The organism is Pseudoalteromonas sp. APAL1 (assembly GCF_021532475.1).
GTDB classification, from domain to species: Bacteria; Pseudomonadota; Gammaproteobacteria; order Enterobacterales; family Alteromonadaceae; genus Pseudoalteromonas; species Pseudoalteromonas lipolytica_C.
On record NZ_JAKGAW010000006.1, the window covers coordinates 105,991 to 129,190 of the forward strand.

A 23,200-nucleotide genomic window follows, 5' to 3' on the forward strand; every position below is an offset into this window, starting at 1 on the left:
GTCAGCTTATTTCTGCAATGCTGTAAAACTGCTTATTACCTGCAATTGTCAGTGTTACTTCATCATCGACTTGCTTACCAATCAGTTGTTTACCTAACGGCGCTTCTCGGGTTACAACATAAATGGGCTGCTGTTTTACGGTGACCATTAAGCCACCTGCACTTGGGCCTATAAAAAACCACTTTGAGTTATCGTGCTCATCGATAAGACACACTAATGCACCTTCGCGAACCTTATTAAATTCGCTTTCTTTAAACACTGTATTAAATGCTTGAATGTCACGATAGCACTCATTGACTCGCTCAGCTTGCCCTTGCGCTAAATAAGCGGCTTCTAAACCCAAGGTATCGTATTGAGTTTCAGCTACACTTTCTTCGTGAGTTGCAGCATCATGGGCCGCTTTTGCCGCTTCTTTGGCGTTATGCAGTTGTGCCTCTAGCGCAAAGCGTAAATGTTCAATTACGTGTGTTTTATTCATATCAAAGCAGTTAAAACAGAAAAGCCGCTATTCTATGGAAAAATAGCGGCTGATGAAAGTAAGTTATAAAACTGACTTACGGCATCTCCATATAGGCTTTGGTTTTATCATCCAGTGTTTGGGTGTAATTTTCTGAACTTAACCCCAATAGCTGCGGCAAGGTCGCGGCGATACAAATCGATGAGAATGTCCCCACCACTATGCCCACAAATAACGCGATAGCAAAACCCGTTAATGCAGCCCCTGCAAGCAGCCAAATACAGGCAATGGTCGCAAGTGTTGTGCCTGAGGTGATCAATGTACGCGTTAACGTAGAACCAATTGCATCATTAATCACAACATGGGTATTAATCCGTTGATTATCTGGCTTAATACGTAAAAGCTCTCTGACTCTGTCGCCAACAATAATTGAGTCATTTAATGAATAACCAATAATAGCCAGTAAACTCGCCAGCACGGTTAAATTAAACTCAAGCCCTAGCAAGGAAAACAAACCAAGCACTAAGATTAAATCATGTAACAGTGCAACCACTGAACCTACTGCGAGTCGCCATTCAAAGCGCACGGCAAGATAAACCATAATGGCAATCAGCGCTGCAAATAAAGCTAAACAGCCCTGTTCAAAAAGCTCATCACCCACTTGTGAGCCTAAAAATGAGCTAGATAATACGCTATAGTCTACGCCTTGCTCATTCAGCTCTGATTGCCAAGTACTGGCTTTGCTAGCCTCTGGCGCTTCTCTTAAAACATAGTGATATTCACCCGCTTTAGTGATGGTTAATTTGCTCGCAACCTCAGAGCTTAACTTTGCTTTTAAATCAGTAATTGTGGTGACTGACGTTGTATTAATTTCAGTAATGTAGCCACCTGTAAAATCAAGGCCAAAGTTAAGCCCCTTAACAGATAAAACACCCAAGCTCGCGATGACTAAAATACAACTTAGCAGTAATCCTAAAACGCGCGCTTTACTCGGTGCAGTTAATGTTGACCAACTCATGCTTTTGCCCCCGTTAAATTGGTTAGTTTAATGTAGAGTGTTTGGCTAAGCGCTTTTGAAATGTAAACGCCAGTAAATACGCTAGTTAATAGGCCGAGCGCTAACGTGATGGCAAAGCCTTTCACAGGCCCATAACCTATGGCATATAAAATAATCGCCGTGATCATGGTTGTTACATTGGCATCAAAAATGGTCGTAAATGCTTGGTTATAACCTTGCTCAATCGCTTGATATGTAGGCCTGCCTTTGCGTTTTTCTTCTTTTATTCGTTCAAAGATAATCACATTCGTATCAACAGCCATACCTATCGTCAGAACAAGACCTGCAATGCCCGGTAAGGTCAGTACAACACCCGGCAATAACGACATTAAACCAACTAAAGCAGTTAAATTTAGTAGCAAAGCAATATTGGCAATCAGCCCTAAGCGACGATACCAAAGCGCCATAAATGCAAGGGTAATACCGATACCCAGCATTAACGCAGCTAAGCCATGCTCAATGTTTTCACTGCCTAAGCTTGGGCCTATGGTTTGCTCTTGTACAATGGTCACTGGTGCTGTGAGCGACCCTGCCCGTAATAGAAGCGCTAAATCGTAAGCAGCTTGTGGGCTTTTCATATTGGTAATGCTAAAACGAGAGCTTAAGTGCTGGCCAATGTTTGCCACATTGATCACTTCGCTTTTTTTCACAACTTCGCCATTTTCACCCCGCGAGTATTCAGAATACACCGTGGCCATTGGTTTTCCTATGTTGTGCTTCGAAAAAGCAGACATCGCATCACCACCTTGCGAGTCTAAACTGAGCTGAACTAAAGGCTTGCCCCACTCATCTTTACCAACACTGGCATTATTGATGTGATCACCTGAAAAAATCGCTATAGGATTTAAATTAACAACGCCACCGCCTTGCACATTAAACGCTTTACCACCTACTTCGACGACCTGGTAAAAATCAAGGGTCGCTGTTGCACCAATAATACGCTTAGCTTCAGATGGGTCTTGCACACCGGGTAACTCGATGCGAATGCGTTGCTTACCTTGTCGTTGCGTTACCGCTTCTGTGATGCCAAGCTCTTCAATACGACCACGCAGGGTTGTTAAGCTTTGCGCCATAACTTGTTTATTGAATTCGCTTTGGCTTTGCTCATTAAAATGCAGTAATACCGTGGTTAGGTTATTAGTGGTTGATTTAGTTTGCATCAGGCCTTTGAATTGACCTTGTAACGTTGAGACGAGCCCTGCGAGTTGCTCCTCGGAGCTTGGTAAAATTTGTAGCTCAACCCCTCCTTTTACTTCACTTGCCCGAATACCACGAATTTTATCTTTACGAAGCGCCAATTTAGTTTGTTGATATACACTGCTTAAGTGCTCTTGCATTGCCTTATCTAAGTCAACATCAAGCACAAATAACACCCCACCATTTAGGTCGAGTCCCAATTTAATTGGTGAAAGACCCAGCTGCTGAAGCCACTGTGGGCTTGTCGCATGCTCAACAATTTTAGCGTCTAACTGTGGGTATTGTGTTTTGATAAAACTCAGCGCATTGGCACTTTGGGTTGGCTCGCTTAATAAAATAGCCAGTTGTGCTTGGCTATCATTTGCTTCAGTCACTTCAAAACCATGTTGGTTTAGTGACGTTGTCACACTTTGCAGCGTCACAGTTTGATCAGGCAAGCTAATGTGCAACCAAGACTTATTAGGATAAAGATTAGGTAATGCGCTTACCGCTAGTAAAATACACGCCGCTATCATAGCGACATAACTCATTTTTAGACGACGCCATAGCGCCGGCTTTGATTTATGTGACATACATGACTTCCTTCCGGCATTGTCAGCCGGTAAAAATTAATTCCAAAAATATAAAAGTAACGAAGGAAGTCGTTTAGTTATGGTAGGTCGTATTGGCTTTGTACAAAAGATTAGCGTCTTTCCAGCCACTAATACGGGATTTACGTTGGGTTGCTAAGGCAAACCATGGGATCTCACGCACAGCCCCTGGCGGCGCTAAAAAGTGCTCTTTCCCCCAATCTTCAGCAAAGAATTCAATTAATAGCTCGTAATCAGGGTCAACCTGACTATGATAAAGAAACAATGATGAATTACTGGCAGTTAAACGCGGCACTAGGGTATCAAACCCCGATGGTTCTACCGGCTTAGGATGTTCGACTGTATGAGTTTGGGAAATAACTGGGGTTTTAGTCAGCTCGACTTGGAACAATTTAGTCGCAGCAAAGTGTGAGTGATTGTCAGGCATAGCCATGCTCTGTGCACTAAAGAACACAGTAAATAGCAAGATAATGACTGAGAAAAACCGTAACAAGAACTGACCAATAAATTAAGCGGATAACAGGGCTATAATGAGGGTAAAAAAATAAAACACAAGGTATTACTTAAATAAAAGTAACTAAAATAAAGCGAGCCTAACTAGACCCGCTTAGTTAGTTTAACTTTATTAAATGGGTTAAACCTCTAATGATGACATGTCGATAACAAAGCGTGAGGCCATATCACCTTGCTTTAATTTATCGAATGCGTCATTAATTTGCTCCATTTTGATCATTTCAACTTCTGGCAGAATATTATGTAGTGCACAGAAGTCGAGGATTTCTTGAGTTTGCGCAATACCGCCAATCAATGAGCCTGCAACACGGCGACGCCCCATTAATAACGGCACAGAGTTAGACTCAGCAAGCTCACCTACTTGACCAACCAATACTTGCGTACCATCAATATCTAAAAGCGGGATATACGGCGTAAAGTCGTGTTTTACCGGAATGGTATTAATGATCACATCAAATTGATTAGCATGCGCTTGCATGGCAGCTTCATCGCTTGATACTAATAGATCTTTTGCGCCATAAGATAAAACCTGCTGTTTTTTCTTATCACTACGGCTAATTGCCGTAACATGTGCGCCCATTGCAGCTGCGATTTTAATCGCCATGTGGCCTAAACCACCTAAACCAATCACACCAACACGGCTGCCTGGGCCGACATTCCAGGTACGTAATGGCGAATACGTTGTGATACCCGCACATAAAATTGGTGCACATTTAGCAAGGTCTAAGCCTTCAGGCACGCTCAATACAAATTCTTCACGCACCACAATGTGTTTTGAATAGCCACCTTGAGTGAGTTCACCGCTAATGCGATCTTGTCCTGAGTAAGTCCCTACCATACCTTCACGACAAAACTGCTCTTCACCGTGATGACATTGGTCACAGCTTAAACAGCTATCAACCATACAACCTACAGCAACATTATCGCCCACTTTGTATTTAGTAACGCCGCTGCCTACTTCAAGAACACGACCAACAATTTCATGGCCTGGCACGACTGGGTACTGAGTCCAGCCCCAATCGTTTTCTGCTGTGTGCAAGTCTGAATGGCACACGCCACAATAAAGAATTTCAATTGATACATCTTCATCACGAAGTGCACGGCGTTCAAAATGATACGGCTCTAATGGTTTTTCAGAATCATGTGCTGCATAACCGACGGTTTTCATGCTTACTCCTTAATTTTCTTCGTGTTTAACTCATGCAATTAACAAATTTGCTAATGCGCTGGTGTATACTGCACTCAGTATAGAGGTAAATTTGCAAAATACACTTGCCTAAAACACGAAAGCTTTTGCCTATTTTTATCAAATTGATTTTTAAGAGACCCCCATGCGTGGAATGAGCCGCAAAGAACAGGTGACGAGATCGCCTGATGCAATGAACCTATCACAAAGCATCAAAACACTCTGGCCCTATTTAATGACCTTTAAAGGCCGAGTTATTTTAGCCGTAATGGCGCTTATTGCAGCAAAGGGCGCCACATTGCTGATGCCTTGGGCACTTAAAGAAATAATTGACGCGGTTGATGCGAGTATCAACCCGGTATTGAGTGTTCCCATTGCCCTGCTCATCGCCTATGGTTTGCTGCGCTTTGCCAGTGTGTTTTTTGGTGAAGTTCGCGATGCATTATTTGGCCGAGTTACAGAGCACGCAATGCGCCATATTGGCTTAAAAGTATTTAAACACCTGCATAGTTTAGAGCTTGCCTTTCATCTTGACAGGCAAACAGGTGGAATTAGTCGCGATATAGAGCGTGGTACAAGTGGCCTTAGTTTTTTAATGCGCTTTTTGATGTTTAATATCGTACCAACCTTATTTGAAATAATCACAGTAGCGATTATTTTTGCGACCTTATTTTCGCCGTGGTTTGCACTAGTCACCGTTATAGCGGTCGCTATTTACATTGCTTTCACTGTGATAGTAACTCAGTGGCGTAACCGATTTATTCGTGAAGCAAATACTGCCGATAACAACTCTAATACCCGTGCTATCGACAGCTTGCTAAATTACGAAACCGTTAAGTACTTCAACAATGAACAATATGAAGCAAATACCTACGACGGCTTTTTAGCTAAATGGGAGCAAGCAAGGCTAAAAAATCGTTTATCATTACTGGCGCTTAATTCAGGGCAGGCACTTATTATAGCCGCAGCTATTACAGCGCTAATGTGGCTAGGTGCCAGTTCAGTGGTCAATAAAGAGCTGACAATAGGTGAGCTTGTGATGATCAATGCCTACATGATCCAGCTATTTTTACCGCTTAACTTTTTAGGCTTTGTTTATCGTGAGATACGCCGTGCGCTGACTGACCTTGAAAACATGCTCGGGCTGTTAAATCGCAAAGCCGCCATTAGCGATGACAAAGATGCAAAACCATTAAAAGCAACCAAAGCAGCTATTCGATTTGAAAATGTGTCGTTTAGTTACGACAAACAACGACCAATTTTAAATAACTTAAGCTTTGAGGTTACTTCTGGCAGCAAAGTGGCGATTGTGGGTGCCAGTGGCGCAGGTAAAAGCACTCTAAGCCGCCTACTCTACCGCTTTTATGATGTGGATGCAGGCAAAATTTATATCGATGAGCAAGCAATCAACACAGTGACACTTGAAAGTTTGCGCCAAGCGATTGCCATCGTACCGCAAGATACCGTGCTATTTAACTCCAGTATTCGCGAAAACATCGCCTACGGAAACCCAACGGCAAGCGAAGATGAAATTGATAAAGCCATAAGCCTTGCCCATTTAGATGGATTTATTGCAAGCCTAGACAAAGGCGATAAAACCCTTGTTGGTGAGCGCGGTTTAAAAGTGTCGGGCGGTGAAAAGCAGCGCATTGCAATAGCCAGAGCCATTTTAAAAGGTTCACCGATTTTATTATTTGATGAGGCAACATCGGCGCTAGATTCGCATTCAGAGCAAGCCATTCTTAGTGCGATGCGTGAAGTCGCACAAAGGCACACCAGCTTAGTTATTGCACATCGTTTATCAACAATTACTGACGCAGACAAAATTATTGTGATGAAACAAGGACAGGTTGTTGAACAAGGTCAGCACCAACAGCTACTTGCTGCGAATGGTGAATACGCTCGAATGTGGCAGTTGCAGCAAAGCGATGAATAAACACTGTTAACTAGTGGGTTAAATGATTAGAATAACCGCTTTATTTTTATCTATGACAAAAAGGCAACACGCAGATGGGCAGAGCTTATCAAAACAAAAAAGACTCAATGGCAAAAACTGCGGGTGCAAAAACCAAAGTTTATTCAAAGTACGGAAAAGGAATTTATATCTGCGCTAAGAATGGTGGTGTTGATCCCGATGGCAACTTAGCGCTTCGTCGCTTAATTGAGCGTGCAAAGAAAGACCAAGTACCTACGCATGTAATTGAGCGTGCAATCGATAAAGCCAAAGGCGGTGGCGGTGAAGATTACGTAGCAACTCGCTATGAAGGTTACGGCCCGGGTAACTGTATGATTATTGTTGACTGTTTAACCGACAATAACAAACGTACCTTTGCTGACGTACGTGTTTGTTTTACAAAAGCGAATGCAAAAATTGGTGCGCAAAACTCAGTATCACACTTATTCGATCACCTTGCTATTTTTGTCTTTGATGGTGATGATGACGAAGCTGTTTTAGAAGCACTAATGATGGCTGATGTAGATGTAACTGATGTAGAAGTTGAAGACGGTAAAATTACCGTATTTGCTCCACACACTGAATACAACAACACCCGTACAGCACTTGAAGAAATGGGAATTACTGATTTCCACGAAGATCTAATTGCTTTTGTGCCGCAAGTAGAAGCACCCATTGAAGATGAAGACGTTGAAGTCATGGAACGCTTTTTAGCCATGCTAGAAGACTGTGACGACGTACAAAACGTTTACCACAACGCACAGTTTTAATAAAAAAGGCCAACCAAGTTGGCCTTTTACCTTTTTAGCCCAAAGGAATCAACATTGAATACCCTCGAAGAGTTACAAGCCGGTTCTCTACAAGGTTGTACACGGCTTCAGCTTGTTGCAGAACTAACCGAATTCCCAAAAGAAATTTATACCCTAGCCGATACGTTAGAAATTCTCGATTTATCTAATAATCAGCTAAGTGATTTACCTGACGATTTTTACAAATTAAAAAATCTCAAACGGCTGTTTTTATCATTTAATCAGTTTAAACATATTCCAGACGTGCTAAGAGAATGCCCAAACTTAATCATGGTGGCATTTAAAGGTAATCAAATTACTGAATTTAAAGCGCACTGTTTGCCAACGCGGATTGAATGGCTGATTTTAACTGATAATCAAATTCCCTCTTTACCTGATACATTTGGTGAGTACAGCAAGCTTAAAAAGCTCGCACTGGCAGGTAATCAGTTAACACATTTGCCAGTCTCAATGGCTAATTGTAAAGAGCTTGAGCTAATACGTTTAAGTGCCAATAAACTTACAAAAATTGAAGATTGGCTTTTAGCTTTACCGAAACTTGCTTGGCTTGCCTTCTCTGGTAACGATTTAAATCGCTCAACTAGCTTGCACTGTGAGCTGTTTAGCCAAATCGCACTGGATGAAATCGATGTTAAAAAGCAGGTTGGCCAAGGCGCATCTGGGGTTATTCATTTAGCCAATTGGCATCAACGGCCTGTTGCCCTTAAGTTATTTAAAGGCGAGATCACCAGTGATGGCTATCCACTTGATGAGCTAAATTGCTGTTTAAAAGCCAGTGAGCATCCAAATCTCATAAAAGCATTAGGCTATGTTGATGAAGAGTCACAACTTGGTTTAGTGATGGAGCTTATCAGTAAAGAGTTTAGTAATCTTGGTTTGCCACCTTCCCTTGCAACTTGTACCCGTGACACATTCGAAGACAACTGCCAGTACGCGCCAGAAATGGTGCTAAAAATTGTTAAGCAAATGGCCAGTACCCTCGCTCATTTGCATCAAAAGCAAGTAAGCCATGGTGACATTTATGCCCATAACAGCATGATCAATTCACAGGGCGATTTATTATTCGGTGACTTTGGTGCAGCAACAGACTTATCAATGCTGACGCCTGATCAACAGCAGCTATTAGAAGGCATTGAAGTGCGCGCCCTTGGTTATTTCATTGATGATCTACTGACTGTAGTGACTGAACAAAACGACATTACTAAGATGCTTGCTGACATAGCTCAAGAGTGCTTGGTACTCAACTCAGAAAAACGCCCTCGCCTTTCTGAGCTAGTTTCGCGATTATGATTTAGGGTCATTATAAAAATAAAGCCTCAGTGAGGCTTTATTTTTGCTTTTTAAACGGGAACACCTGCTGCTTTAACATACCTTCGGGCATGTAATCGCCAACCACACCATATTTGTCGGGCCACTCTGCTTGGCCTTTGACAGCAGTGCCAAATAGATAATCTAAAAAAGAAAAATGCGCAGCATAGTTACGGTCAATGGCCGCTTTATCAGATGAATGATGCCAATGATGAAACTGAGGCGTAACCAGCAAATACTTTAACCAACCAAATTTCACCCGAACATTGGCGTGGTTAAACACGGCCTGAAAGCCAACAATAATGACATAGAGGCTAATAACATCCGATGGAAAGCCAAGCACAAAAATAGGCGTGAGCACTAAACTGCGCGTCACGAGTATTTCTAAAATATGCTGACGAGAGCCTGCAAGCCAATCCATTTCTTTTGCACTGTGATGCACGGCATGAAAACGCCAAAGCAGTGGCACTTCATGATAAGCCCTATGCACAAAATATTGCATTAAATCGGCTACTAAAATGATTAAAAATAGCTGCAGTAAAAATGGCAGTTGAATAATAAAGCCTTGCACTGTATCAGACACAGCCCAGCCAAATGCGTGATGCACGAACTGATTGGTTGCCAACAACACAAAACCAATAATTAAGTGATTAACAAAGAAATGATTTAAGTCACCCTGCCACTCAGAGCGGAGGATTTTTTGTTCTCTACGGTGCGGCAGTAGCTTTTCAATTAGAATAAAAATCAGTGTGGAGCCAAGTAAGTCAAGAATGAACCAATCAAGCCCCAAGTACGGCGTATTATCTTTAAAGTCGCCCACTTCAACATTCGGCCCACCAAATGCAATTGCCACAACTATAAACACCCAAGCCGTTGCACCGAGCCGTTTATTAGTATTACGAACAAAGTTCAACAACCCTAAACTGCCTGAAATAATCAATGCCACAAACATCAACTGGCGTAAAAACTCTACACTGTAGTTTTGCCTGAGCTCTGGGGTCGTTAAATACTCAGGAAAATGAAAAGCTAGTACCCCTAAACAGGATAAAACCGCTAAGAAGCAAGCAATATAGCCGCTTATATTGCCTTCACCCACTTGAAACTGCTCAGCCCTAAATAGCCGATGATAAAGACGTGTCATGATATAAAAATCCATTTATCAATTTTTTTGCAGCATAACACAGAAGAATTTAGGAACAAATATACGCTAAGCCATCACGAACATGTGTAAACAACAAATTGATATTAAGCTCAGAAAACCCAAAACGATGCTGTGTTCAGGTAGGTAATGAATAATCAACGCAGGCATTGCAATAATGTGTGAAGCCTTTGGCCTATAGCACAAACTAAGTTTTTCAAAACTCATGAAAGCATTTTTTATGCTTTATAATTAAGTCTAATACTCGTTGAAATAATAATCCTTTTAAGTTACTAGAAGTACATTTGTAAAATAAAAGCCAAGAAACATTTACCTAAATATTATATTGTTATCTCATTTATTTCTAAGGATAGCCTGAATATGAGTAAAATGTTCGTTACTGGAACTTTCGGACCTGCATTATGTTTTAATAGTGATACTTTTCACTTCCGAATTCTTTCGGAAGAGTTACAGAGTTAGATTTTGAAGCTGTAATGTCGAGTCAAAAAAGGCTACAAGGAATATTTAGCCCTGAATCTGAGTAGCCTAAAGAAAATATGACTCTACAAGAGAGTATCAGAAGCTTAAGGATTCATAAGCAAGAATTTGAATTAAGGGATGCGTTTGCTTATTCAGTCTTTAATAAAAGAAAAGTGTTTAGGATATATCTATATTGATCAAAGTAAATCTATAAACTATGACTGTGAAGTCTTTTTTTGGATCCGCGATGATAGTACTGAGCTAAAAATTTACTTTATCTAACAGTTTTAATTGGCTCGAAACCAGATTGCCTTTTTCAAGAATCATATTTCTTGTCAGGTAAATTCGCCCTATTGTAAACGTCGCTACTTTAAAGGAGTAATAATGAAGGTTGTGCTGTATTTTTTGCTTTATTTGATATCGTTTTATGCTTCGGCAGATATAAACTTTATCAAAGTGAATGGTTATAGCGTTGAGTACGAGATAAAAGGAAATGGGAAAAATATTATTTTTCTAGAAGCAGGAGGATCAGCAGGTTTATCCGATTGGGATCCTATCTTTAAGAAGTTATCAAAAAAAGCCAAAGTTATTCGCTACTCAAGAATTGGAAATGGTGGCTCAGAAAAAATCAGAAAAAACTACACTTCAGAAGAATATGCTCAAGAAGCGTCTTTACTTCTCGCAGCTTTAAAAATAGAGCGACCTATCGTTTATGTAGCTCATTCATACGGAGCTTACATAGCTAGAAGATTTTCTGCAACTTACCCTGAAAAAGTCGCTGCGCTTATGTTAATCGAGCCAGCTTCAGAACATGATGTTGATATAATGCGCAGAATTGATCTGGAATTAGCTGAAAAGCAAATAGCTCAAGTAAAGTTAGATGATTTAGCAAATGGAATGTCTAATCAGTACCTAGATTTTTGGTCAAAACGGCCTTTACCAGATTACCCCGAAATTCCCGATATTCCAGTAACCGTTATAGCGTCCACAAAAAAGTTTAATGATCCCAAGCTGTTATTTTTTACAGATCAAGCGCGGGATATGTGGGGCAAATTGCATTCAGATTGGGCAAATACATTCCCACAAGGGAAAGCTGTATTAACAAATAAAAGTTATCACTATCCACAAAATGATGAGCCAGACATGGTCGTAACAGAAATACTAAAATTACTGTCACGTATCGAGCAGTAAAAACCAAAAAAGCCACGGTAAACGTGGCTTTGTTGGATAAAGCTTAAACTTTTACTGTTCTATTATAAGAACTGACCTAGCGCTTTAACTTGGTCTAACATGCGGTTTGAGAAACCCCACTCGTTATCGTACCAAGCCATTACTTTAACAAGCTTACCATCTACTTTAGTTTGCGTAGAATCGAAGATTGAAGACGCTGGGTTGTGATTAAAGTCGATAGAAACAAGCGGTAGTTCGTTGTATTCAAGAATACCTTGCATTGCACCTTCTGATGCTGCTTTAACTACTTCGTTGATTTCTGCTGCAGTCGTTTCACGCTTAGCAACGAACGTTAAGTCTACTAAAGAAACGTTGATTGTTGGCACACGTACTGCCATGCCGTCAAGTTTACCCGCAAGTTCAGGAAGCACTAAGCCAACCGCTTTAGCTGCACCTGTTTTAGTTGGGATCATTGACTGAGTTGCGCTACGTGCACGGTATAAGTCTGGGTGATAAACGTCAGATAAGTTTTGATCGTTTGTGTAAGCATGAATGGTTGTCATGCTACCTTGCTCAATACCTACTGTGTCGTTGATTGCTTTTGCAATCGGTGCTAAACAGTTTGTTGTACACGATGCGTTTGAAATGATGTTGCTGTCAGCGTTTAAAACTTCGCTGTTAACACCATGAACAACCGTTGCATCCATATCAGTACCAGGCGCAGAAACGATTACTTTTTTAGCACCGGCTTCAATGTGTTTTGCAGCTGCTTCACGTGAAGTGAATAAACCCGTACATTCTAATACGATATCGACGTTTAATTCCTTCCAAGGAAGGTTTGCAGGATCACGCTCTTGCGTAAGGGTAATTTCATCATTACCAATTAGCATGGTGTTTTCAGCAAGTGTTACTTTTTGAGAAAATTGACCGTGTACTGAGTCAAATTGAGTTAAATGCGCGTTAACATTTGCTGGTGCTAAATCGTTGATAGCAACAATTTTGATTTCGTTGTTTTGAGCTGACTCATAAAGAGCACGTAATACGTTACGACCGATACGTCCATAGCCATTAATTGCAACATTAATCATTCTAATATCTCCCGTTAATTATTTTACTTCACTTGCTTGGCGAGCAAGCGCTTCAATGGCTTGCCAGTCTTTGTTTTCAATAAGTTGTTTATCTAACATCCAAGTACCACCTACGCAGATTACGTTTTTAAGTGCTAGGTAGTTAGGCGCTGTTTCAAGGCTAATGCCGCCAGTTGGGCAGAAAGTCACTTGCGGTAAAGGGCCACCAATTGATTTAAGCATTGCTGTACCACCTGCCGCTTCTGCAGGGAAAAACTTTAAGAACTTAAAGCCTTGGCTTGCTAATTTCATTACTTCACTTGGTGTTGCTGCACCGGGTAAAAATGGAATATCAGACTCTTTAGCCAGTGCTAATAATTCGTCGTTTACACCTGGGCTAACCATAAAATCAGCACCAGCTTCTACAGATGCATTAAATGTCGCTTTATCAATAACAGTGCCTGTGCCTACGTATGCTTCAGGTACAGCTTCTTTCATAAACTTTACTGCTTCTGCCGCAATCGGCGTTCGCAAAGTAATTTCTAATGCTTTTAAGCCACCGTTATAAAGCGCACGTGCAAGGGGTGCTGCATCTTCAAGTTTTTCGATAACAACAACCGGTACCACAGGTGCCGATGATAAAATTTTCTCAATGCTCATTGTATGTTCCTCATAGCCCAGTAACGGCGTATTATTATTCTAAACCGAAGGCGCTAGCGCCAAGGTCTGCACTACTTACTATATTTCTGAAACCTGCGAATAATTCTCGGCCTGTACCATATGTTTGGCTTGGTTGGCTAAGTTGTAATTCACGTTTTGCTAATTCTTCATCGCTTACGTGTACTTTTAATACACCCGCTGGTGCATCAAGTGTCACTAAATCACCTTCGTGAATTTTTGCGATTACACCACCTTCAACAGCTTCAGGTGCTAAGTGGATTGCTGCAGGAACTTTACCTGATGCGCCCGACATACGACCGTCTGTCACAATAGCTACTTTGTAGCCTTGATCTTGGAGTGTTGCCATTACTGGCGTTAATTTATGAAGCTCAGGCATGCCTTTCGCTTTCGGACCTTGCTCTTTAATTACAGCAATAAAGTCGGTGTTTAATTCACCACGGCTATACGCTTCTTGTAACTCGCCTTGTGAGCTAAATACTTTAGCTGGCGCAGAAACAACCTGATGTGACTCAGCCACTGCAGATACTTTAATAACGGCTTTACCAAGGTTACCTGTAAGAAGCTGTAAACCACCCTGCTTGCTAAACGGATTATCAATCGGACGCAATACTTCTTCATCGTGTGACTTTTCAGGACACGCTACCCATTTAACTTTGCTTGGGCCTGTGCTGTTAGTCATGATCACTGATGAATCTTTATCTAACATTGGCTCTGTGGTGTAAGCTTCAAGGCCATCACCAACAATCGTTTTCACGTCGTTGTGTAGGTAACCTTTGCTTAGTAGTTGCTTCATTAGGAAGCCCATACCACCAGCAGCTTGGAAGTGGTTCACATCTGCTGAACCATTCGGGTAGATGCGCGTAAGAAGTGGCACAACTTCAGATAAGTCAGCCATGTCTTTCCACGTAAGGATCACACCCGCTGCTTTAGCGATTGCTACTAGGTGGATTGCGTGGTTTGTTGAACCGCCTGTTGATAACAAGCCGACTAAACCATTAATAATTGTTTTTTCACTCACTACGTCTGCAAGGCAGTTAGCATCTTTTGTTTCGATTAACTGCTTTAACATGGTTTCTACAGCATGACCTGTTAAACCATCACGTAGTTCTGTGTATGGGTTAATGAAAGAGCTACCAGGTAAATGTAGGCCCATGATTTCCATTAACATTTGATTCGAGTTTGCAGTACCGTAGAAAGTACAAGTACCGGCACTGTGATACGACGCGCTTTCTGCTTCTAACAGCTCTTCGCGACTTACTAGGCCTTGTGCAAACTTTTGACGTACGCGGGCTTTTTCTTTATTCGGGATACCCGATTGCATTGGACCTGCTGGTAAGAAATACGTTGGTAAATGACCAAATGATAAGGCACCAATTAAAAGTCCTGGGACAATCTTGTCACATACACCTAAACAGAAAACACCGTCAAACACGTCGTGCGATAAAGAAACCGCAGTCGACATTGCAATCACATCACGTGAAAATAATGACAGCTCCATACCATCACGGCCTTGTGTTACACCGTCACACATTGCAGGTACACCACCAGCAACTTGTGCTGTTGCATCGTACTTGGTTGCAAGGCTTTTAATGATTTCTGGATAATCTTTGTAAGGTACATGCGCTGAAAGCATGTCGTTATAAGCGTTGATGATAGCTAGGTTTGGTTGCTCGTCAGCTTTTAAACGAGCTTTGTCATCGCTGCTACAAGCAGCCATAACGTGTGCAATATTACCACAGCCTAAACCTGCACGAACTCTTGTTTGTTTTTTTGCGTGCGCGATTCGCTCTAAATAAGCTTGGCGGGTCTCTTTACTACGTTCAATAACGCGGTCGGTGACTTCTTGGATACGAGGATGCAACATAAAATTCGACTCATCTCTATAGTTAGAGGATAAAGGCTCAGTAACAATTACAGACTCCACGAATATAACTGTACTGAGCATCTTTGATTTACCCGTTCAAAGGTACGCTATCAGGCTGTCTCTCACAACCAACCTGACACCGGTGTCACTGTATTAACTCATGACTGTGACACCGGTGTCAACCCTATCTGTTAAATTTAGTTTAATTTTTTTAAATGACCAAATAATGAACAATTTAATTTTAGTAGAATATGAGGATATTTCATGTTTATATCTACTTATAACGACTTAGATAAAGCTTACACATTGCCAAACTTATTACTTATAAACAGTAACTTAAATTAAAATCCGTTCTTTTCTAGCTTCAAAATAAAAAAGCCCGAGAACGCGTCACTCATTCTCGGGCTACTGTGAAAAAATATGATGAAATTTATTTAATTGCTGCTGTTGATTCGCGAGTAATTAGCTTTGCTTCAAGTGTCACTTGATAAGGTGACTCTTGTGGTTCACTAATATGTGTAATTAATTGCTTAACTGCTTGTTGTGTCATTTCTTCAACTGGCTGTGCGATGGTGGTTAAGCCTGGCCAAATATGACGGGCAATAGGTGCGTTATCAAAACCTGCAATAGAAATATCGTCTGGCACTTTCAATTGCATTTGCGTAGCTAACTTTAATACCGCTGCTGCCATGTAGTCATTTGAAGCAAAGACTGCCGTTGGCCTAGGATTTAAATCTAAAATAGTACGGGCACTATCAACACCAGAGTGATAACTAAAGTTACCTTCTTCGACTAAACGCTCATCAAATTCAATGCCGTTTGAGGCAAGTGCACGGCGGTAGCCTTTAAAACGTTGTTCTGTAGCACTATGATCTGGGTGACCTTTAATAAACGCAATTTCTTTGTGACCAAGCTTAATTAGATGCTCAGTTATTTCAAAAGCGCCCTGCTCGTCATTACTTCGTACAGAAATAGAATCATCTTCAAGGGTGGCTGAGGCTACACGAGCATACGGAATCTTTTTCGACTTTAAAAAACTCACTAATTGAGGAAAGTCCGAAAAAGGTGGAGTTAAAACGATACCATCTAAACGAGAGGTTTGAATTAACTGCTCAATGTTACTAATTAACTCTTCGCCACGTAACTCACAAGGATGAATCAATAAGTTGTAATTAAGTTCATGACACGCCGCTAAAGCACCTGTTTGCACGCGGGTAATGTAACTTTTACTTGGGTTGTCGTATAAGCAACCAATTATGAAACTGCGATTTTGTGCTAAACCACGGGCAATAGGATTAGGCGTGTAATCTAACTCTTTAAATACTTTTAGTACCTTTTCGCGCGTTGCATCACTCACGTTTGGCTCATTATTCAGCACGCGAGAGACTGTTTTCTTAGAAACACCAGCATGGCTGGCAACACTGTTGATGGTAACTTTTTTCATCCGCTCTTAATCCAACTGCAAATTACGCGTTACTGTTTACATGTAAACACGCAGCAGCACCAATGAATGGAATGTTGTCTTGTGTTACTAGTGTAACAGGGATCTGTGAAGTATATTGCGACATAATACCTTTGTCTGCAAAACGCTCAATAAATCGACTCGATAATAGACGTTGTTGCATGCGTGGTAAAATACCACCACCAATAAATACACCACCTAATGCACCAAATGTAAGTGCTAAATCGCCGGCTACACTGCCAATCCAATCACAAAACTGATTTAATGTCGCATCACACACTTCGCATTGGCCTGTAGTGGCTAATTCACTAATTTGCGCTGCATCTAAATTTTTAGCTTCAACACCTTTTACCGCAGCCATAGCACGATACAAATGCGCAATACCTGGGCCTGAAAACACTGTCTCTACTGACACATGATTTAATTGTTTTTTAAGCTCAGTGATTAAAAGGCGGTCTAATTCTGTTACTGCGGCAAGGGTAATATGACCCGCTTCGCAGCTAAGTACTGCGCTGCCTTGAGAGGTACGCACTAAGCACGCTGCACCAAAACCAGTGCCTGGGCCCATTACTGCAATATTTGCATTTTCATCTGCTTGACCTGCCTTAACGGCCATATTTTGCGAATCGTCTAAATATGGTGCTGCATAAGCAAATGCGGCAAAGTCGTTGATAACTTCAAGTTGCTCAAATGAAAACTCAGCTTTTAAATCTGCAACGTTAAAGTGCCAACCAAGGTTTGTTAAGTGAACTTGGCCTGCTTTTATAGGGCCCGCTACCGCTAAACATGCACGCTTAGGCTTTGGAAACGATATTTGACTGAAATACTGATTAATTGCACTTTCTAAAGAACCAAAATCAGCACTTGGGAATGTTAAATTATGCTTTATAACAAACTGATTTGTTTGCGTATTAAAGTCTGTGATTAAAGCGAAACGAGCGTTAGTGCCGCCGATATCGGCAACAAGAATAGGAGCGAATTCTGTAGTTGTCTGTGTGTTCATGTTGTTTTCTCTATTTGTCTAAGCTATTGCCGCTTATTTTTCTAGTTTTCAATGGCAAAGCCACTGTGTCTGCTAAACTTTGGGTCGTTGCCTCAAAGAAGCTATCTTTTGTATTAAAAAAATGCTGCCCAAATGAATGGGCAGCCAAATACGTTTTGACAACAAAATGATAAAACAGTGACATTATGACACCGGTGTCAGATTCGAATCAATAAAAATTTTCATTATTTGTGAATGCATACGTATTTTATTAAAAAACTCACGCCTTAAGTGCTAAAAATCAACAAAATGCACAGAAATAACACCTATTAGCTCTGAGTTTTGCTTGTAATTAACCACTCGTCACAAATAGCTTGAAAAAAATATTAAATAGCCGAAAATGGCAATTACTACTTATGTTATTTGGTAACAATATGAAAGGTAAGGCGACATCTTTTGACATTGCACATTATGCGGGTGTGTCACAGTCAACCGTGTCTCGCGCATTAAGAAACAGCCCTTTGGTCAACGAAGAAACGCGTAGACGTGTTCATGAGGTAGCAAAACAGCTCAACTATAAAGTTGATAAAAATGCCAGTAACCTAAGAACACAACAAAGTAGCACCCTCGCCCTTTTGTTATTTGAAGATCCAACCTCAGATGAATCACAAATAAACCCTTTCTTTTTGGCGATGCTTGGTAGTATTACCAGAGCGTGTGCGAAAGAAGGCTATGACTTGCTTGTTTCGTTTCAATCAAGCAGCTCAGATTGGCAAGCTGATTATGAAGATAGTCACCGTGCCGATGGCTTAATCTTATTGGGTTATGGGGATTACCTCGATTATCAACCCAAATTTAAAACCTTAATTGACCAACACACTAAGTTTGTCTGCTGGGGCGCAAGCGTCGATAACCGCCCTGACTTAACAGTGAGCTGTGATAATTATGGTGGTGGTAAGTTAGCGGCAGAGCATTTATTAGCTACAGGTAGAACAGATTGTGCTTTTATTGGTGATGCCTCTGAGCATAGCCCTGAGTTTTTTGCCCGTTACCAAGGCTTTAAAGATGCATTTTTAGCTAAAGGTGTGACCCTTAACGAACGTAAAATGGCTAATGCCATTTCTACAGAAGAGTCAGGCTATCATGCTACTCGATCATTGATTGCCAATAATATTCGTTTTAACTCTTTATTTGCAGCCAGTGACCTTATTGCTATTGGTGCTATTCGCGCCCTGAAAGAAGCAAAAATAAAAGTTCCTGACGATGTTCACGTTGTCGGTTTTGATAACATTGCTGTTGCCAGCTTTGTTAATCCGCCTCTTACCACTGTTCAGCAAGACACCACTCTTGCGGGGCAAATGTTAGTTGATAATCTACTTAAGCTTATTCGTGGTGAACAAGTAGAAAATACGCTTTTACCGCCTCGTTTAATTATTCGCGGTTCGAGTGTTTAACCCTTAGCGATAACGCCACAGTTATCGCTATCTGCTCTGCAAACTAGGCTTTTATTTATTAAAATCGCTTTTTTTTCGATTTACCCAAGACTATTACTTCGAAAAAGCAGATAATTACACCTATTATGATGAAAATGCTTATCTAGCTGTATAAAGCTTCAGATAGCAATGCGCACAAAGGTGGAATTTTTTAATGGAAATTAAAGTTAATTTTCTCGACAACCTCAGACTTGAAGCCAAGTTTGATGATTTCTCTGTCATTGCAGACCAACCTATTCGCTATAAGGGTGATGGCACTGCACCAAGTCCATTCGATTATTTCTTAGCGTCTTCTGCATTGTGTGCGGCTTACTTTATTAAAGTGTATTGTAATTCACGCGATATCCCGACTGATGGTATTCGTGTTGCGCAAAACAATATCGTTGACCCAGAAGACCGCTATAACCAAATTTTCCAAATTCAGGTTGAATTACCTGAAAGCTTATCTGAAAAAGACCGCACGGGTATTTTACGTTCTGTTGAACGTTGTACGGTAAAACGTGTTATTCAAACTGGGCCAGAGTTTAAAATCGATACTGTGGAAAGTATCGAAGCTGACGTACAAGCAATGCTGATGGCAAAACTAGGTGATGGCAGCAACACGTTTATTTTAGGTAAAGATTTACCGCTTGAAGAAACCATCGCAAATATGACGGCCATCCTTGAAGAATTAGGGATGAAAATCGAGATCTCTTCTTGGCGTAATATTGTGCCTAATGTATGGTCTCTACATATTCGTGATGCAGCCTCGCCTATGTGTTTTACTAATGGTAAAGGTGCAACTAAAGAAAGCGCGTTATGCTCAGCTTTGGGTGAATTTATTGAGCGCTTAAACTGTAACTTCTTCTATAACGATCAGTTCTTAGGGGAAGACATTGCTAATAGCGAGTTTGTTCATTATCCAAATGAAAAGTGGTTTGCTCTGACTGACGATGACTCTCTACCAGAGGGCATTTTAGATGACTATACCCGTGAAATTTATAATCCAGATGGTGAGCTATGTGGCTCACACCTAATTGATACCAACTCTGGCAATAAAGAACGTGGTATCTGTTCTATTCCTTATGTACGCCACTCTGACGGTGAAACTGTTTACTTCCCATCAAACCTAATCGAAAACTTATTCTTAAGTAATGGTATGAGCGCAGGTAACAACTTTGCCGAAGCAAAAGTACAATGTTTATCTGAAATTTTTGAACGTGCTGTTAAGCGCCAGATCATTGAGCAAGAAATTGTTTTACCAGACGTACCTCAAGAGGTTTTAAACAAATACCCAGGGATTGTTGCAGGTATTAATGGCCTTGAAGAACAAGGCTTTCCAGTTGTAGTAAAAGATGCCTCACTAGGCGGTCAGTTCCCTGTCATGTGCGTAACACTCATGAACCCTAAAACTGGCGGTGTATTTGCTTCTTTTGGTGCACACCCAAGCTTTGAAGTTGCGTTAGAGCGCAGCTTAACTGAGCTATTACAAGGCAGAAGCTTCGAAGGTTTAAACGATGTGCCTAAGCCAACATTTAATAGCATGGCTGTGTCTGAGCCAGAAAACTTTGTAGAACACTTCATTGACTCAACTGGCGTGATTTCATGGCGTTTCTTCAGTGCTAAACACGATTATGAGTTTGTTGAGTGGGATTTCTCTGGCAGCAATGAAGAAGAAACAGCGAGCTTATTCGGTATTTTAGAAAGCTTAGGTAAAGAAGCTTACATTGCTGAGTTCTCAGATCTTGGTACTGCATGTCGTATTTTGGTGCCTGATTACTCAGAAGTGTATCCAGTAGAAGACTTAATCTGGGACAATACCAATAAAGCACTTAATTTCCGCGAAGATATCTTAAATCTGCACCGTTTATCAGAAGATCAACTTGCTGATTTAGTTGAGCGCTTAGAACAAAGTGAACTTGATAACTACATTGATATCATCACCTTAATCGGCATTGAGTTTGATGAAAACACAGTGTGGGGTCAGTTAACGATTCTTGAGCTTAAACTACTTATTTACTTAGCACTTGGTGATTTAGAAGCAGCAATGGAGCTTGTTGAAGCTTTCTTACAATATAACGACAATACTATTGTAGAACGTGGTCTATTCTACCAAGCAATGCACGCAACATTAGAAGTTGCTCTTAGTGATGACCTTGAAATTGAAGATTACATCCACAGCTTTACCCGTATGTTTGGCCAAGAAACAATGGATGCCGTGGTTGGCTCAATCAACGGCGATGTGATGTTTTATGGTCTAACAGAGACCAGCATGAAGCTTGAGGGATTAGATAGACACCTTCGTTTAATCGAAAGCTATAAAAAACTACATACTGCTCGCGCTAAAAAAGCCGGGTTATAAAATCCATTCCCCCCTCAAATTCACACTTTGAGGGGGGAAGAATACTATCTACATTTAATTTTTTTTGAGTACATCATTTTCTTTAGATACATTAAATCTCTCGCAGCCCCCCGAAATTCTTTTAATAATGACATACTATATTTAATTTCAAATGTAGACTCGGGGATAAAGGCATAGTTTATGCTGGATAGATTTTTACTTTCTATTGCCCTTCTCAATTCTTCATTATTTACTTTTTCGTCACCAAATAACGACCTGATGATAACATTTTCTTTTGGTACAGAATCACGTACTTTTTGTAGGTTAAATCTTTTTTTATGACTTTTTATTTTTTCATTCAGTTTTATTGAGCTAGTATTTTTATCTTGGAATGAAATTTTCAATACTCTTCGGTAATTATTATTTTTATTCGGGCTAGCTCTGTGAAATGCAGTTCTATTAAATAAAAAAGAATGTCCTCTTTTACCTGTTATACTGTAAAATTTTGAGCTCTTAAACAATCTAGGAAGATAACCTAACTTTTTTGTGCAAACTTCAAATGCACCATCATTGGCACCTACATCAGTTAGATATACAAAAAGGCTTATATGCTGAATACCTCCCTTTTCAAAATCATGAATACAGTCTATGTCTCTATGCCAACCGTCTAAAAAGTTGTCCCCTGCTATATGTGATTTTTGAGACTTACCATCAATTTCATATGAATGACAATGATAAAGAATTGGATTGGGCATTAGCTTATAAATTAATGATATTAAGCTTGGGTTAAAAACATCGTAAAGAACCCCTAAATTAAGCATATCTAAAGCATCTACATAGCGTCTAGATTGATTCTGCTGTAAGAATAATTGATCAAATTTAGTATTCAAATACTCTATGGTTTCATCTGAATAGATTGGTTCAATTGCGACAAAAGAATCTTTAGTAAGCTTTTCAGCTAATGTTGATTTAACTGTAAACTTACTAAGCATATCTATACATTCCAAAAATCAAACAGACAAGAAATATAGAACCATAAATAGTAATAAATTCACTCAACGAATATATGCCTATTAATGATGTTATTAATGTTAATACTAAGGCTATTACACCAAAGCTCTCTTTGATACGTTTTTTCATAATTCCCTTCACTTATCGAATTGTTCCTTTTTTGCACTTAAAAAGATTGAAACTGACAATTTTACTTGAAGCTTTTTATAAAACTGCTCAGCATAAGTTATAGGTACAAAATACCTTAAATTATTATAAAAACAAAATTTATTCCATATTCTTAATACAAAGAGCTATAAACTTTAACAAATAACGAACAATGCACGCTGTTATAGGCCTTGTTGATCAAATGCAGCTCTCTAACAAATTCACTTAACTTACTGATATTTAGGCAGACCAAGGGTGTTGATCTTATTTAGCGCCTTCACTTTGATCATCGCTTCAACCAGTTGGCGATTGTA

General features: G+C 40.3%; 18 protein-coding genes. 6 read left to right on the top strand and 12 right to left on the bottom strand.

Annotation, left to right across the window (positions count from 1 at the left end; all coding sequences use genetic code 11):
• Window position 1: 1 nt before the first annotated feature.
• From L1264_RS04925 to L1264_RS04945, 5 genes are all read right to left on the bottom strand, one after another.
• Complete coding sequence (locus tag L1264_RS04925) at window positions 2-478, bottom strand: GreA/GreB family elongation factor (RefSeq protein ID WP_199526408.1); 477 nt, start codon at window positions 476-478, stop codon at window positions 2-4.
• Between the two features lie 76 nt (window positions 479-554).
• Window positions 555-1,475, bottom strand: coding sequence for a protein translocase subunit SecF (gene secF, locus L1264_RS04930; RefSeq protein WP_199526407.1), 921 nt, complete (start codon window positions 1,473-1,475; stop codon window positions 555-557).
• Entirely contained in the window at window positions 1,472-3,283 is a 1,812-nt protein-coding gene (secD, locus tag L1264_RS04935) for a protein translocase subunit SecD (RefSeq protein ID WP_199526406.1), read from the bottom strand. Before secD ends, secF begins: the two co-directional genes overlap by 4 nt.
• Window positions 3,284-3,356: 73 nt before the next feature.
• The gene (locus L1264_RS04940) at window positions 3,357-3,728 is read right to left on the bottom strand and encodes a hypothetical protein (protein WP_199526405.1); all 372 of its coding nucleotides are present in this window, start codon (window positions 3,726-3,728) and stop codon (window positions 3,357-3,359) included.
• A gap of 207 nt (window positions 3,729-3,935) precedes the next feature.
• Window positions 3,936-4,982: an NAD(P)-dependent alcohol dehydrogenase gene (locus L1264_RS04945; RefSeq protein ID WP_199526404.1), complete on the bottom strand. Its 1,047-nt coding sequence runs from the start codon at window positions 4,980-4,982 to the stop codon at window positions 3,936-3,938.
• Window positions 4,983-5,193: 211 nt separating this feature from the next.
• Between L1264_RS04945 and L1264_RS04950 the strand changes: the two genes are divergently transcribed.
• From L1264_RS04950 to L1264_RS04960, 3 genes are all read left to right on the top strand, one after another.
• Window positions 5,194-6,936, top strand: a complete 1,743-nt coding sequence (locus tag L1264_RS04950; RefSeq protein ID WP_425343226.1) for an ABCB family ABC transporter ATP-binding protein/permease — start codon at window positions 5,194-5,196, stop codon at window positions 6,934-6,936.
• Between the two features lie 74 nt (window positions 6,937-7,010).
• Entirely contained in the window at window positions 7,011-7,724 is a 714-nt protein-coding gene (locus L1264_RS04955) for a YebC/PmpR family DNA-binding transcriptional regulator (protein WP_235403687.1), read from the top strand.
• A gap of 54 nt (window positions 7,725-7,778) precedes the next feature.
• Window positions 7,779-9,053 carry a protein kinase gene (locus L1264_RS04960; protein WP_199526380.1) on the top strand — a complete coding sequence of 425 codons (1,275 nt, stop codon included), beginning with the start codon at window positions 7,779-7,781 and terminating at the stop codon, window positions 9,051-9,053.
• 37 nt (window positions 9,054-9,090) lie between these two features.
• Here the strand turns inward: L1264_RS04960 and L1264_RS04965 are convergent, their stop codons facing one another.
• Window positions 9,091-10,212: a sterol desaturase family protein gene (locus tag L1264_RS04965; RefSeq protein ID WP_199526379.1), complete on the bottom strand. Its 1,122-nt coding sequence runs from the start codon at window positions 10,210-10,212 to the stop codon at window positions 9,091-9,093.
• Between the two features lie 861 nt (window positions 10,213-11,073).
• Between L1264_RS04965 and L1264_RS04970 the strand changes: the two genes are divergently transcribed.
• Window positions 11,074-11,880: an alpha/beta fold hydrolase gene (locus L1264_RS04970; RefSeq protein WP_199526378.1), complete on the top strand. Its 807-nt coding sequence runs from the start codon at window positions 11,074-11,076 to the stop codon at window positions 11,878-11,880.
• Between the two features lie 62 nt (window positions 11,881-11,942).
• Here L1264_RS04970 and gap read toward each other — a convergent pair whose 3' ends face one another.
• The 5 genes from gap to glk form a co-directional block, all read right to left on the bottom strand.
• Window positions 11,943-12,947: a type I glyceraldehyde-3-phosphate dehydrogenase gene (gene gap / locus L1264_RS04975; protein WP_135924922.1), complete on the bottom strand. Its 1,005-nt coding sequence runs from the start codon at window positions 12,945-12,947 to the stop codon at window positions 11,943-11,945.
• Between the two features lie 18 nt (window positions 12,948-12,965).
• Window positions 12,966-13,586 carry a bifunctional 4-hydroxy-2-oxoglutarate aldolase/2-dehydro-3-deoxy-phosphogluconate aldolase gene (eda, locus tag L1264_RS04980; protein ID WP_199526377.1) on the bottom strand — a complete coding sequence of 207 codons (621 nt, stop codon included), beginning with the start codon at window positions 13,584-13,586 and terminating at the stop codon, window positions 12,966-12,968.
• Between the two features lie 34 nt (window positions 13,587-13,620).
• Window positions 13,621-15,471, bottom strand: coding sequence for a phosphogluconate dehydratase (gene edd / locus L1264_RS04985; RefSeq protein ID WP_138557611.1), 1,851 nt, complete (start codon window positions 15,469-15,471; stop codon window positions 13,621-13,623).
• Window positions 15,472-15,901: 430 nt separating this feature from the next.
• Window positions 15,902-16,915 (bottom strand): LacI family DNA-binding transcriptional regulator, encoded by a 1,014-nt coding sequence (locus L1264_RS04990; RefSeq protein ID WP_135924926.1) that lies wholly within the window; start codon window positions 16,913-16,915, stop codon window positions 15,902-15,904.
• Window positions 16,916-16,937: 22 nt separating this feature from the next.
• Window positions 16,938-17,936, bottom strand: coding sequence for a glucokinase (gene glk, locus L1264_RS04995; protein ID WP_135924929.1), 999 nt, complete (start codon window positions 17,934-17,936; stop codon window positions 16,938-16,940).
• 413 nt (window positions 17,937-18,349) lie between these two features.
• On the opposite strand from glk, the gene L1264_RS05000 reads away from it, so the two are divergent.
• The gene (locus L1264_RS05000) at window positions 18,350-19,369 is read left to right on the top strand and encodes a LacI family DNA-binding transcriptional regulator (RefSeq protein ID WP_135924931.1); all 1,020 of its coding nucleotides are present in this window, start codon (window positions 18,350-18,352) and stop codon (window positions 19,367-19,369) included.
• Between the two features lie 193 nt (window positions 19,370-19,562).
• On the top strand, window positions 19,563-21,749 hold the full coding sequence (locus tag L1264_RS05005; protein ID WP_199526376.1) for an OsmC domain/YcaO domain-containing protein: 2,187 nt from the start codon (window positions 19,563-19,565) through the stop codon (window positions 21,747-21,749).
• Between the two features lie 44 nt (window positions 21,750-21,793).
• Here L1264_RS05005 and L1264_RS05010 read toward each other — a convergent pair whose 3' ends face one another.
• Window positions 21,794-22,720, bottom strand: a complete 927-nt coding sequence (locus L1264_RS05010; protein ID WP_199526375.1) for a hypothetical protein — start codon at window positions 22,718-22,720, stop codon at window positions 21,794-21,796.
• Window positions 22,721-23,200: the final 480 nt, after the last annotated feature.